The sequence below is a fragment of the Streptomyces sp. MAR4 CNX-425 genome (assembly GCF_048656465.1).
GTDB lineage: Bacteria > Actinomycetota > Actinomycetes > Streptomycetales > Streptomycetaceae > Streptomyces.
In genome coordinates this window covers 283,828-296,734 of the sequence record NZ_JBMDLF010000005.1, presented here as the reverse complement: position 1 = coordinate 296,734, position 12,907 = coordinate 283,828, and the positions used below count along the sequence as shown (strand labels likewise).

Here is a 12,907-nt window from a genome sequence, read left to right as displayed (position 1 = left end):
CCGTGACCCACACCTTCCCCGAAGACCTCGTCCAGACCCAGCGCGACTGGTACGCGGTGTATCGCAGACTCGCCGAGGAGCCGCGGCACAGCGCCAGCGAAACCGCGGTCCTGCGGCGGCGATTGCTGCGGCTGTCGGTGCGGGTGTCCACCCATCCGTACTGGCAGACGGCGGGCGGCCGGCAGCCGGCGGCCCGGATGGCGCTCAAGGAGGCGGCCTGGGCGGAGGTGCGGGCGGAGAGCGCCCGCGAGGGGTGACGGGCGGGCGGTCGCGCCGGCGGTTCGTCTCCCCCGCGGGCCGCCGCGCCGGCGGTTCGTCTCCTCTGCGGGCCGCCGCGCCGGCCGGACCCGCTCGGGGGACGGGTCCGGTGGGAGGTTCCGGGCGGGGCGGTGACGGCCCCGGCCGCGAGCCGGTCCGGGCCGGGTGCGGGGCGGGGCCGCGTGAGGGACGGTCCTGAACACCCGGCCCGGGCCTTCCCCCTGGACGCGCGGCGGCGGCCGGCCACCCTTCCGGTGACCGGCCGCCGCTGCCGGGCTTCTGCCGGGCTTCTGCCGGGCGTCTGCCGGGCTGCTGCCGGTGTCGGCCGCGTGCCTCCTACTGGTCGCCCTCCCGCTCGCCGAGGGTGACCTCCGTCGTCTGCTCGTCGCCGCCGCGCTCGTAGGTGATCTCCACCTGGTCGCCCGGCTTGTGCGACCACAGCTGCGCGATCAGCGTCGGCCCGCTGTCGATGATGTTGTCGTCCAGCTTGGTGATCACGTCACCGGCCTCCAGCCCGGCCTCGTCCGCCGGCCCGCCGGGCGTCACCGGGGCGCCGGCCGCGCTCTCCGTCTCGCTGACCTTCGCGCCCTTGCCCTGGTACGAGTTGTCGACGGAGACGCCGATGATGGCGTAGACGGGTTCGCCGGTCTCGATGAGCTTGCCGGCGACCCAGTCGGCCTGGTTGATGGGGATCGCGAAGCCCAGCCCGATGCTGCCGCCCTGCCCGCCGCCGAACGGGCCGCCGTTGTCCGCCGGCCGGATCGCGGAGTTGATGCCGATCACGTTGCCGGCGTGGTCCAGGAGGGGGCCGCCGGAGTTGCCGGGGTTGATGGAGGCGTCGGTCTGCAGGGCGTTCATGTACGACTCCTGCTGGCCGGTCGCGTCGCCGGAGGCGACCGGGCGGTTCTTGGCGCTGACGATGCCGGTGGTGACCGTGCCCGACAGGCCGAACGGCGAGCCGATGGCGATGGTCTGGTCGCCGACGTCGACCTTGTCGGAGTCGCCGAGGGGCAGGGGAGTCAGCGTGGCGTCGGCGGTGTCGGCGAGTTTGATGACGGCCACGTCGTAGCCGCTGGCCTGGCCGACGACCTCGGCGTCGTACGTCTTGCCGTTGGAGAACGTCGCGGTCAGCGAGCCGGCGCCCTCGGCGCCCGCGACGACGTGGTTGTTGGTGAGGATGTGGCCCTGCTTGTCGTAGACGAAGCCGGTGCCGGTGGCGGCGCCCTCCCCGCCGGTGCCGCCGTCGCCGCTGGCCTCGATGGTCACGACGCTGGGCAGGGCCTTGTCGGCGATGCCGGCGACCGAGCCGGGCGGGTTCTCGATCTTCTGGCCGTCCTGGGTGCCGGAGACGGTCGTCGACGTGTCGTCGGAGTCGTCGTTCTCGGCCGCCCAGTACCCGATGCCGCCGCCGATCCCGCCGCCGAGCAGCGCGGCGACGAGGGTGGCCGCGAGCACGGTGCCCATGCGCCGGCGGCCGTTGCCGGACGGGCGGGGGGCGGCGTCCCAGCCGCCGCCGCCGGGGGGCGGGGCGCCGCCCCAGCCGGGCTGGGTGGGGGGCACCGGACCGGCGGGCCCGGGGCCCGCGGCGCCGGGGTCCGGCGGTCCGGGGTGCGGCTGCCCCGGGTGCGGCTGCCCGGGGTGTGGCGGCGGGGGCCACTGGGGGCCGGCGCCGCCGGGGGACCGGCGGCGCCGGTGGGCCCGGTCTGACCTCCGGTGGGCCCGGTGTGGCCGGAGCCCGTGCCGCCCGCGGGGGGTACCGCGGCGAACTGCTCCGTACGCTCCCCACCGTGGCCCCCGGTGCCCGGGCCGCCCGGAGGGGCGGCAGCGTCCGAACCACCCGGTCCCTCCGGTCCCGCGGGCCAGGCTCCGCCGGCCCCGCCGCTCGCGCGCTCAGGAGACTCGACCGGAGACCTCGCTCCCGCATCCGGCGGCGGAAAATCCGGCCGCGGAGGCGTCGCGCCGTCGTTCTCGGTGCTCACAGCTCTCTCCTTCACGTCTCACGCCAGGTGCTGGTTGCGCCTACCCGCACAACCAGGTTCGCGCACCGGTTGTCAGCGGACGGTAAACCGCACCTAGTCTTTCGCTGACATCCTTTACTTCGGGCATATCCGGCGCATCCCCTGGGTGGCAGACGAGCGCCGGGCTACGGGCCGGACCGGGTGGGACGATGAGCCGGTGAGCCAAGCACCAGCGGATCGGCCGTCCGGGCGTACGGGGCCGGGCCCGCCCGCCGTCGTCGCGCACCGGGGCGCGTCCGAGGACGCGCCGGAGCACACGCTGGCCGCGTACCGCAAGGCCATCGAGGAGGGTGCCGACGCCCTGGAGTGCGACGTGCGGCTCACCGCCGACGGCCATCTCGTCTGCGTCCACGACCGGCGGGTCAACCGTACCTCCGACGGCCGCGGCGCCGTCTCCGCCCTGGAGCTCGCCGACCTCGCCGCGCTCGACTTCGGCTCGTGGAAGGCGCGCGAGGAGCGCGGCGACGAGGTGGGCCGGCGGCAGCGCGAGACGCCGGAGGAGCCGGACTGGGAACGCACCTCGGTCCTCACCCTGGAGCGGCTGCTGGAGCTGGTGACCGACGCGGGGCGGCGGGTGGAGCTGGCCATCGAGACCAAGCACCCGACCCGCTGGGCGGGGCAGGTGGAGGAGAGGCTGGTGGAGCTGCTGCGCCGGTTCGGCCTGGCCGGCGGCGGGCCCTCCCTCGTGCGGGTGATGAGCTTCTCGGCCCGCTCGCTGCACCGCGTCCACGCCGCCGCGCCCGACGTCCCGACCGTGTTCCTCATGCAGTTCCTCCTTCCCCGCTTCCGCGACGGCCGCCTCCCGCGCGGCGTCGGCATCGCCGGCCCGAGTATCCGCATCGTCCGGAGCAACCCCGGCTACGTCGCCCGGCTCCACCGCGCCGGCCACCGCGCGCACGTCTGGACCGTCGACGAGCCCGACGACGTCGACCTGTGCGCGCGCCTCGGCGTCGAGGCCGTCATCACCAACCGCCCGCGCCAGGTGCGGGCCCAGCTGGACCGCACCGGCTACGACACTCCGCCGACCGGGGGTGCGTGACTACGCGTAGTGCACCGGCGTGCGCACTGCGTCCGGTTACGTAACGAGTGCGTCAACGGCCTGCGGTTGGCCGGTTTCCGATCCACCCGGCGGGGGCATTGACTCCCTGTTGCGGGGCGAGGAGATCGCTGGGGGTGGTGATGTTCGTGGTGGCACGGCAGGCGCCGGCTTCGTCCATGGCCGTTCCCCACGGACCGGACGGGGTGGGGCTGGCGCGGCGTCGGCTGCGCGCCGACCTGCGCGCCCGGGGGGCGTCGGAGGCGACGGTCGACGACGCCGTGCTGGTGCTGTCCGAGCTGCTCAGCAACGCCTGCCGGCACGCCCGGCCGCTGGCCGCGGCCGCGGCGACCGAGGACGCCGAGGTGCTCGTACGGGCCCGGCCGGACGCCGCCCCGGCCGCCGGTGCCGCGGACACGCGCGTACGGGCCGACTGGCACCTGGATCCGGACGGCCGCGTCACGGTCTCCGTCACGGACGGTGGCGGACCCACCCGGCCACTTCCCGCCACACCCTCGGTGACCGCCAAGGGCGGCCGCGGGCTGGCCATCATCTCCTCCCTCGCCTGCGAGTGGGGCGTGCGCTACGACGCCGGCGCCCTCGGCGAGGTCACGGTCTGGGCGTCCTTGGGCGGGCACTGAGTCCGGTGGCCCGGGGCCGGGCCCGCCGGAGCTGGGACTAGGCTCCGGCGGTACGTGACAGCGTCCGCGCCCCGAACGGAGCATTCCAGCCATGGCGAAGAAGCGCCGCCCCCGCCCGAAGGCATCCCCGCCCGCCGCCGTGCCCGCCGGCGAGATCCCCGTCGTCGGCGCCCGCGAGCCCTGCCCGTGCGGCTCCGGCCGGCGGTACAAGGCGTGCCACGGGCGCGCCGCCGCGCAGGCCGTCACCGAGCTGGTCCGCCGGCCCTTCGAGGGGCTGGCCGGCGAGTGCGACTGGGTGGCGCTGCGCGAGCTGGTGCCCGCCGGCACCGCCGGGCTGACGCTCGCCGCCGGCCTCCCCGACGACGTACCGTCGCTCACCCTCGCCACCGTGCTGCCCATGGCCTGGCCCGCGCTGCGCCGCGACGACGGCGCGGTGCTCCTGGGGCTGCAGAACGACACCGCCTCCGGCGACGTCAGCCGCGACCTGGCCGACGTGCTCCAGCGGGCGCTGACCGCCACCCCCGGCTCCCCGGTGGAGCCGGCCGCGCCGGCGGGCGGCTCGGACGGGCCGCGGTTGCAGGACCTTCTCGACACCTCGGTGCCGCTGGAGCCGGTGGTGCACGACGGGTTCGAGTTCTGGCTGGACGACGCGGAGTCGGCCACCGGCGACGTCGCCGCCTCGCTGGAACGGGCCAACGAGGCGGCCATTCCGACCGCCCGCCTGGCGGGCGTGGAGGCGGCGTACTGGTGCCGGGCACCGGAGAAGAACCACCTGCGCTGGGTCATGCCGCACCCCGAGGAGCGGCTGCTCGACGCGCTCGCCCGGCTGCACGCGGCCGGCAGCTCGGCGCTGGCGGAGGAGACCCGGCTCGTCGGGTCGTTCCGCGCGCACGGCCTCGTGGTGCCGGTGTGGGACCTGCCGTCGGCGATGACGGCGGCGGACTGCGAGAAGCCGGCCGCGGAGTTCGGGGAGCGGCTGGCGGAGGCGCTGGCCGTGACCGAGCCGCTGACGGGCGCGGAGCGCAAGGCCCGCGGGGGGCTCGCGAACCGCCAAGTGACGCTCAGCTGATCAACTGCATACCGAGTGGTATGACGGGTCCATCATTTGACGGGAATTACTGCGTTCGAATTTGCGAAACGCCAAAGTGTTGTTACCGTCTCTTGTAGCCCGGTCGCTGGTGCATCCCCCGTCGCCAGCGGCCGGGTCTTTATATGCCCGGCCACGCGCGGTTTTTGGAATTTCACCGGTTGTCGCGAAGCCCGCGAACCGGGGCGCGGCGCCGGGGTATGCCGGGGAAGCCGGTAAGGACGCCCGGCGGACGGGGCCATTCCAGTGGTATACGGCGCGGCGGGGACCGCGCAGCCGCCGCTGCCGCCCCCGCCGCCCGTACGGACCGCTCAGGTCGCTCCGATCGCTCCGATCCTCAGGTCGCTCTGCTCCTCAGCCGGCGAGTCTGCTGCCGCCGCCCGGGGCCGCCGCCACCGCCTCCACCAGCACGTCGACCACCGACGCCACCGGCGGCAGCCACGGCGCCGCCCCGCCGTCCGGCCGCGGCGCCCGCTCCCACCGGACCCGCCCGGCGCCGGTCGCCGAGGGCGGCAGCGCCAGGTAGCCGCCGTCGCCATGGAAGCCCAGCGAGGCCGGCACCCAGCCGTGCTCGCCGAGCAGCTCGCCGAGTTCGTCGTAGTCGTACGGGGCCACCAGCAGCGCCCAGCGCTCCGGCGTGGCCACCACGGGGCCCGTACGCACCCCGAGCCGGTCCAGCCTGGTCAGCGCCCGGGCGGCGGTCACGGCGGGCAGGCTGACCGCGCTCGGCGCGCGGCCGCCGGTGGCGAGCAGCACCGGCGCGTCCGGCCGCCGCTCCCACCACCAGCGCACCATGCGCGGGTCGGTGGTCGCGGCAAGCACGCCGGGGTCGTGGGGATGGGCGCCGGGTGCGGCGCACTCCGGATAGGGGCAGGCGCACGCCCGGCCACGCGGCCGGGGGGCCGGGTTCTCGGTTCCGGTCCGCGGCCGGCCCTGCCACCGCGTCCGGTCCTTGCGGCCGCGCCGCGGGGATTCCAGGCCCGCTCCGGGCACGACGGGCCACTGCCACTGCGAAGCGAACGTCAGCGCCGCGTCCGGCAGCTCCCGCTGCCCGTTACGCCTGCGCCGCTTTCCGGGATATTCGCGCATGAGCGCTCATCCTTCCGTGGCACCAGGGTCTGCTGGCCGATCACCTTGCGAGGGTCATGCAGTCACTGCGTTCTCGGTGCGGTGTCTCTGCTGCGTCGTCTCTGCGTCGGTGCGCTGCTTCGGTGCGTCGGGGCGTGCGCGATGCCGCGGCACGCGGGGCGGAGCCCGGGCTCTGTATCTGTAGGACGCACTGCCGCCTGGGCGGGTTCCTGCCGTTGCCGGCTTGTGTGGGGACCTCCGTGTCGAAATCCAGTCGACCGCAGTTGAACAGAGCACCCATCGGTTTTCAGCCAATCTCACATGCCCCGCGGACACCAGCATGCCCAAGGCGACAACACTGGACATCGCCTCACCAGTCCGTGTAAATGTGGATCTATTGCGAGTGGTACAGCATGAGATGGGGGTCTGCGATGCTGTTGAGCGCGATGCGTGTGCCGGTCAGGCCCGTACGGACGGGCCGGGCCGGAGCGCGGGCCGCGGGTGCGCGACCGCTGCCCGAAGGCCGTCGGCGTTGAGTACCCCACCGTTCCCGAATGTGGCTGGAATTGAGCTACAGAGGCTGCTGCGACCCGCGATCGCACACCCCTCCGAGTCCTCCGCGGCCTCGTACGACCGCCTCTCCGCATGGGCCGGCGACCTCACCGCGCTGCACGCGCTGACCGGACGCCTCGCCCGCACCACCGAGTTGACGGAGGCGCTGTACGAGGTCGTGCGCGCCGGCGCGGAACTGATCGGGGCCCGCCGGGGATTCGCCGTGCTCCAGCCCGCCGACGGCCGCGGCCCCGACATCCGCGTGGGCTACGGCATCGGGGCCGCCGAGCTGGGCGCCCTGGAGACGGTGCCGCGCGCGTCCACGTCGTACGGGCGGATCCTCGACGCCCCCGCCGCCGTCCGCCCCGCCGACGTCTGCCGCCCCGACCTCACCGCCGAGGACGGCCTCCACCCCCGCCACCGGGACGTCGCCGGCCGCCTCGGCTACGCCGCCGGCTACGCGGTGCCGCTCGCCGCGACGGCGCCCCCGGGGCCGGGACAGCCGGACCAGGGCGGTATGGCACAGCCGGGCCAGTCGGGAACCGGCCAGCCGGGAGCCGGACGGCCCGGAACCGGCCGGCCGGCAGCCGGGCGGCCGGAGCCCGCGGCCACCCTCCTCGGCGCCGTCGAGTGGCTCTACGACGAACCCGCCCGCCCCACCGACCGCCGCCGCCGCACCGCCGGCCTCTACGCCCGCCACGCCGGCGAGCACCTCGCCCGCCTCCTCGACCTCACCCGCGCCCGCACCGCCGCCGACGGCGTCCGCGCCGCCCTGCTCCCCGCCCGCCTCCCGCGCGTCCCCGGCGCCCGCGTCGCCGTCCGGCACCGCACCGGGCCCCTCGGCGGCGGCGACTTCTACGACGTCCTCCCCCTCCCCGACGGCGCCCTCGGCCTCGCCGTCGGCTCCGCCGGGGGCGGCGGCCCCGCCGCCGTCGCCGCGATGGGGCAGCTGCGGGCCGGGCTGCGCGCGTACGCGGTGATGGAGGGCGAGGACCCGGTCGCCGTCCTCTCCGACCTCGAACTGCTCATGCGGCTCACCGAGCCCGCGCGCCGCGCCACCGCCCTCTTCGCCTACGCCCCGCCCGGCCGCCGCAGCATCGTCGTCGCCGGCGCCGGACACTGCCCGCCGCTGGTCACCGGCCCCTGGCGCACGGAGTACGCGGAGACCTCGCTGTCCGCCCCGCTGAACATGCTGACCTGCTGGGAAGCGCCCAGCGTCACCATCGACCCGGCTCCCGGAGAAACCGTCCTGCTGTACACCGACGGCCTGCTGACCCGCACCGGCCGGCCCGCCGAGCAGGCCATGACCCGGCTGGCCCACGCCGCCGCCACCGCCCCCGCGGACGTACGCGACAACCCCGAGGCCCTCACCGACCACGTCCTCGCCCGCCTCCTGCCCGCCGCGGGCCCCGGCGACGGCGACGGCAACGGCGACGGGCACCCGGAGGACGTCGTCCTGCTCGCCGTCCAGCTCACCGGCTGAGCCCGCGCCCGCTCCCCGTCCGCGTACGAAACGTCACTGCTCGCGGGGGCCACGAGCCCCGCCCCCGGCCGTACGCTGGGAGGCGGCCGACGCATCGCAGAGGAGGAAGCCGTGACCGAGGAGCAGCCGCAGACCCGGACGCCCGAGACCGCGGAGCCCGTGGAGACCGCGGCGACGACGGAGGGCGCGGACGGGGCGGAGGGCACGGACGGCGCGGACGGCGGGGAGGAGCAGACCGCCGTGAAGCAGCGCAAGAACGGCCTCTACGGCGCCCTGTCGGACGAGCTCGCCGAGAACATGAAGTCCGGCTGGGCCGACACCGAACGGCACGACCTCGGCCCCGTCCCGCAGGCCCCGTACGCCGCCCGCCGCCGCGCCGCGCTCTCCGCCCGCTTCCCCGGCGAACGCCTCGTCGTCCCCGCCGGCAACCTCAAGACCCGCGCCAACGACACCGACTACCCCTTCCGCCCCTCCTCCGACTACGCCTACCTCACCGGCGACCAGACCGAGGACGGCGTCCTCGTCCTGGAGCCGGTGACCGGCGCCGACGGCGCGCCGGGGCACGAGGCGACCGCGTACCTGCTGCCCCGCTCCGACCGCGAGAACGGCGAGTTCTGGCTCTCCGGCCAGGGCGAGCTGTGGGTGGGCCGGCGCAACAGCCTCACCGAGAACGAGAAGCTCCTCGGCCTGCCCGTCAAGGACGTCCGCAAGCTGACCGAGCACCTCGCGGAGGCCACCGGGCCGGTCCGGCTGCTGCGCGGCCACGACGCCGGCGTCGAGAAGGCGCTGACCGACAAGGTGACCAAGGAGCGGGACGAGGAGTTCCGCGTCTTCCTCTCCGAGATGCGGCTCGTCAAGGACGAGTTCGAGATCGCGGAGCTGGAGTACGCCTGCGAGTCGACCGCGCGCGGCTTCGAGGACGTCGTGAAGGTCCTCGACCGGGCCGAGGCCACCGGCGAGCGCTACATCGAGGGAACGTTCTTCCTCCGCGCCCGCGTCGAGGGCAACGACGTCGGCTACAGCTCCATCTGCGCCGCCGGCCCGCACGCCACCACGCTCCACTGGGTGCGCAACGACGGCGCGGTCCGCGCCGGCGAGATGCTCCTCCTCGACGCCGGCGTCGAGACCCGCAACCTCTACACCGCCGACGTCACCCGCACCCTCCCCGTCGACGGCACGTTCACGCCGCTCCAGCGGCGGATCTACGACGCCGTGTACGAGGCGCAGGAGGCGGGCATCGCCGCCGTCCGGCCGGGCGCGGCGTACCGCGACTTCCACGACGCGGCGCAGCGGGTGCTGGCCGCGAAGCTCGTCGAGTGGGGGCTGCTCCAGGTCGACGACGTCGACAAGGTGCTGGAGCTGGGGCTCCAGCGGCGCTGGACGCTCCACGGCACCGGGCACATGCTCGGCATCGACGTGCACGACTGCGCCGCCGCCCGCACCGAGCAGTACGTGGGCGGGACGCTGCGGCCGGGGATGTGCCTGACGGTGGAGCCCGGGCTGTACTTCCAGCCCGACGACCTGACGGTGCCCGAGGAGTACCGGGGCATCGGGGTGCGGATCGAGGACGACATCCTGGTGACGGAGGACGGCCGCCGGAACCTGTCGGACCACCTGCCGCGGCAGGCCGACGAGGTGGAGGCGTGGATGGCGCGGCTGCGCGCCTGACGACCGGAGTGGCCGTGGCCGGGCGCAAACCGGCCGCGGAGCACCGGCCGGTGCGTACGGGCGGACACCGGCCGGTGCGTCTGAGTAGACGCAGGACGGCCGCGGAAGGTTGGCGCGGCGGCCAAGGATCAGTCGGCGGGGGCGTCCGGAGCGGCGTCCGCGTCCGTCCGCGGCAGGCGTACGGTGAACAGCGCCCCGCCGCCCGGGGCGTCGCCGGCGCCGATCGAGCCGCCGTGCCGTACGACCACGTCCCGCACGATCGCCAGCCCCAGGCCCGCGCCGCCGTCGTCGCGGCTGCGCGCGTCGTCGAGGCGTACGAACCGCTCGAAGATCCGCTCCCGGTCCGCCGCCGGCACCCCCGCGCCGTCGTCCGCGACCTCCAGCACCGCCCACGCGCCCTCGCGGCGCAGCCGCACCTCGACCCGGGCGGCGGCGTGGCGTACGGCGTTGTCCAGCAGGTTGCCGAGGACGCGGGCCAGCTGGCCGCGCGAGCCGGTCACGGTCGCGTCGGCGACCTCCCCGGCGACGACCGGCACCCGGCCCCGGTCCTCCGACCGCCGCCGCTCCACTTCCCCGCGGACCAGCGTGGCCAGCGCGACCGGCTTGCCCGCCGGCTCCTCACCGGCGTCCAGCCGGGCCAGCAGCAGCAGGTCGGCGGCGAGGCCCTGGAGCCGCACGGTGTCGGCCACCGCGCCGTCGAGGTCGAGGAGGTCGGGGTGGGCGGCGGCGACCTCCAGCTGGGTGCGCAGCGAGGCGATGGGGCTGCGCAGCTCGTGGGAGGCGTCGGCGACGAAGCGGCGCTGGCGCTCGACGGACTCCTCCAGCGCGGTGAGGGTCTCGTTGGTCGTACGGGCCAGCCGGGCGACCTCGTCGTGGCTGGCGGGCTCGGGGACGCGGCGGGAGAGGTCGGTGGAGGCGGTGATGGCGGCCATCTCGCCGCGGATGCCCTCGACCGGGCGCAGCGCGCGCCGGGTGACCAGCCAGGTCACGGCGGCCACGACGGCGAGCAGGGGGACGAGGCCGGCGAGCATGGCGCGGCCGACGGTGCCGACGGCGTTCTGCTCGGTGTCGAGGGGGACGCCGGCCCAGACGGTGTAGGTCTGGTCCCGGGGGGTGGTGACCTTCAGGCCGGCGAAGCTGTAGTCGCCGACCTCGCCGTCGAGGACGGCCCGGCCCTCGTCGCGCTCCGGCTCGTCGGAGACCTCGCCGCGGCGGGGGTCGCCGGGGTCGTCGCCGGAGTCGCCGGAGCCGTCGGAGCCGTCCGCGTCGTCGTCGGAATCCGAGTCCGAGTCCGAGTCCGAATCCGAGTCGGTGTCGTCGGAGTCGTCGTCCGCGTCGTCCGCGTCGTCGTCGCCGGTGGGCGACGGGGTGGGCGAGGGGGTGGGGGCCGGGGCGCTCTCCGCGCGGGATTCGGGCGGGGGGTCGACGGCGCCGCCGCCGGCGCCGTCGAGGTGCGTGAGGTCGTCGCTCACCTTCAGGATGGCGCCGTCGTCGGCGCGTACGACCATGGGGCTGTCGTCGGGGAGGTCGGCGTCGGCGAGCGGGATGCCGTTGCTCAGGTCGGTGGCGACCCGGCGGGCGTTCACCTCGGCCTGGAGCTCGGCCTGGTCGTGCAGGTTGGAGCGGAGCACCAGCAGCACGGCGACGCCCGCGGCGACCAGCGCCAGCGCGACGACGGCGGTCGCGCCGACCGCGGCCTTGGCGCGTACCGAGGAGAACGGACTACGCACCGGAACCGCCGCCGGCGCCGTGCCGCTCGGGGTCGGCGAGGCGGTAGCCGGCGCCGCGTACGGTCTGGATGGTGCGGGCGCCGAGCTTGCGGCGCAGCGCGCTGACGTAGACCTCGACGATGTTGGGGTCGCCGTCGTAGGCGAAGTCCCAGGCGTGGTCGAGGATCCCGGCCTTGCTGACCACCTCGCCGGCGCGCTGCGCCAGCACCTCCAGGACCGCGAACTCCTTGGTCGTCAGCGTCACCTCCGTCCCGCCGACGTGCACCCGGCGGGCCGCCGGGTCGACGGCGAGGGCGCCGACGCGCAGCACGGGCGCGGCGGTGCGGCCGCGGCGGCGCAGCAGGGCGCGTACCCGGGCGAGGAGGACGACGTAGCTGAAGGGCTTGGTGAGGTAGTCGTCGGCGCCGGTGTCGAGGCCCTCGGCCTCGTCGTACTCGCCGTCCTTGGCGGTGAGCATGAGGATCGGGGTCTCGTCGCCGGCGGCGCGGAGGGCGGAGCAGACGCGGTAGCCGTTCATGCCGGGGAGCATGATGTCGAGGACGACGAGGTCGTAGTCGGTCTCGGTGGCCCGGTGCAGGCCCTCCACGCCGTCGTGCACGACGTCCACGGCGAAGCCCTCGGCGGCGAGCCCGCGGGCGAGGGAGGTGGCGAGGCGTCGTTCGTCCTCGACGATCAGCAGTCGCATGCCCACCAGGGTCGCAAACCGAAGCTGAAGAGCTCTTCAGGTGGCTTCAGGGTGCCTTCAGGATCGCTCAGGCACGTTGGTCTCCGTCAGCACAGAGCGGCAGGAGCCGCTGAAAGCGGGAGGAACCCTCATGAAGCGCAACATCGTCATCGCCGCCGTCGCCACCGCCGCGCTGGTCACGGGCGGCACGGTGACCGCGGTCGCGGTCTCGAACGGCGACGACGGGGCGGAGGCCGCCGCGATGCCGGCGGACGTGCGGGTGGCCGACGACGACGGGGACGACGGGCGCGACGACGACCGGGACGACGGCAGGGACGACCGCGACGACGCCCGCGACGACCGCGACGAGGCCAAGGCGCTCGCGGCGGCGAAGGTGAGCGTCGACGACGCGGTCGCGGCGGCGCTCCAGGAGCGGGCCGGCACGGTGGAGTCGGCCGAGTTCGACGACGACGACCGCGGGGCCCACCGGTGGGAGATCGACATCCTGGGCGACGACGGGACCTGGTACGAGGTCGGCGTCGACGCCGACAGCGGCGAGGTCGTCGCGGACCGCACCGGCGACGGTGACGACGGTGACGACGACGGCGACCGGGACGACCGGGACGACCGGGACGACGACCGCGGCGACGACTGACCCCCCGGCCGCACCGCCGCGCACCGTCCCCGACCCCCGCACCCCCG

General features: G+C 75.5%; 11 protein-coding genes. 7 read left to right on the top strand and 4 right to left on the bottom strand.

Annotated elements, in window-relative coordinates:
* The first annotated feature begins 2 nt into the window (after window positions 1-2).
* Window positions 3-257: a hypothetical protein gene (locus ACHZ99_RS16890; protein WP_420305425.1), complete on the top strand. Its 255-nt coding sequence runs from the start codon at window positions 3-5 to the stop codon at window positions 255-257.
* A gap of 337 nt (window positions 258-594) precedes the next feature.
* On the opposite strand, the gene ACHZ99_RS16885 is transcribed toward ACHZ99_RS16890, so the two are convergent.
* Window positions 595-1,818 (bottom strand): S1C family serine protease, encoded by a 1,224-nt coding sequence (locus tag ACHZ99_RS16885; protein ID WP_420305424.1) that lies wholly within the window; start codon window positions 1,816-1,818, stop codon window positions 595-597.
* Window positions 1,819-2,433: 615 nt separating this feature from the next.
* Between ACHZ99_RS16885 and ACHZ99_RS16880 the strand changes: the two genes are divergently transcribed.
* The 3 genes from ACHZ99_RS16880 to ACHZ99_RS16870 all read left to right on the top strand — a co-directional run bounded on the left by ACHZ99_RS16880 (window position 2,434) and on the right by ACHZ99_RS16870 (window position 5,022).
* On the top strand, window positions 2,434-3,315 hold the full coding sequence (locus tag ACHZ99_RS16880) for a glycerophosphodiester phosphodiesterase (RefSeq protein ID WP_420305423.1): 882 nt from the start codon (window positions 2,434-2,436) through the stop codon (window positions 3,313-3,315).
* A 176-nt stretch (window positions 3,316-3,491) separates the two neighbouring features.
* Window positions 3,492-3,953 (top strand): ATP-binding protein, encoded by a 462-nt coding sequence (locus ACHZ99_RS16875; RefSeq protein ID WP_420305422.1) that lies wholly within the window; start codon window positions 3,492-3,494, stop codon window positions 3,951-3,953.
* Window positions 3,954-4,044: 91 nt separating this feature from the next.
* Complete coding sequence (locus tag ACHZ99_RS16870; RefSeq protein WP_420305421.1) at window positions 4,045-5,022, top strand: DUF5926 family protein; 978 nt, start codon at window positions 4,045-4,047, stop codon at window positions 5,020-5,022.
* Between the two features lie 372 nt (window positions 5,023-5,394).
* Here the strand turns inward: ACHZ99_RS16870 and ACHZ99_RS16865 are convergent, their stop codons facing one another.
* Complete coding sequence (locus ACHZ99_RS16865; protein ID WP_420305420.1) at window positions 5,395-6,129, bottom strand: bifunctional DNA primase/polymerase; 735 nt, start codon at window positions 6,127-6,129, stop codon at window positions 5,395-5,397.
* 535 nt (window positions 6,130-6,664) lie between these two features.
* Here ACHZ99_RS16865 and ACHZ99_RS16860 point away from each other — a divergent pair.
* Together ACHZ99_RS16860 and ACHZ99_RS16855 are read left to right on the top strand one after the other, a co-directional pair.
* Window positions 6,665-8,143, top strand: coding sequence for a PP2C family protein-serine/threonine phosphatase (locus ACHZ99_RS16860; protein ID WP_420305419.1), 1,479 nt, complete (start codon window positions 6,665-6,667; stop codon window positions 8,141-8,143).
* A 240-nt stretch (window positions 8,144-8,383) separates the two neighbouring features.
* Window positions 8,384-9,811: an aminopeptidase P family protein gene (locus ACHZ99_RS16855; protein ID WP_420305670.1), complete on the top strand. Its 1,428-nt coding sequence runs from the start codon at window positions 8,384-8,386 to the stop codon at window positions 9,809-9,811.
* A 128-nt stretch (window positions 9,812-9,939) separates the two neighbouring features.
* Here ACHZ99_RS16855 and ACHZ99_RS16850 read toward each other — a convergent pair whose 3' ends face one another.
* Both ACHZ99_RS16850 and ACHZ99_RS16845 read right to left on the bottom strand, forming a co-directional pair.
* On the bottom strand, window positions 9,940-11,541 hold the full coding sequence (locus tag ACHZ99_RS16850; protein WP_420305418.1) for a sensor histidine kinase: 1,602 nt from the start codon (window positions 11,539-11,541) through the stop codon (window positions 9,940-9,942).
* Complete coding sequence (locus ACHZ99_RS16845; protein WP_420305417.1) at window positions 11,534-12,226, bottom strand: response regulator transcription factor; 693 nt, start codon at window positions 12,224-12,226, stop codon at window positions 11,534-11,536. Before ACHZ99_RS16845 ends, ACHZ99_RS16850 begins: the two co-directional genes overlap by 8 nt.
* Window positions 12,227-12,356: 130 nt before the next feature.
* Between ACHZ99_RS16845 and ACHZ99_RS16840 the strand changes: the two genes are divergently transcribed.
* Window positions 12,357-12,860: a PepSY domain-containing protein gene (locus tag ACHZ99_RS16840; RefSeq protein ID WP_420305416.1), complete on the top strand. Its 504-nt coding sequence runs from the start codon at window positions 12,357-12,359 to the stop codon at window positions 12,858-12,860.
* The last annotated feature ends 47 nt before the right edge of the window (window positions 12,861-12,907 follow it).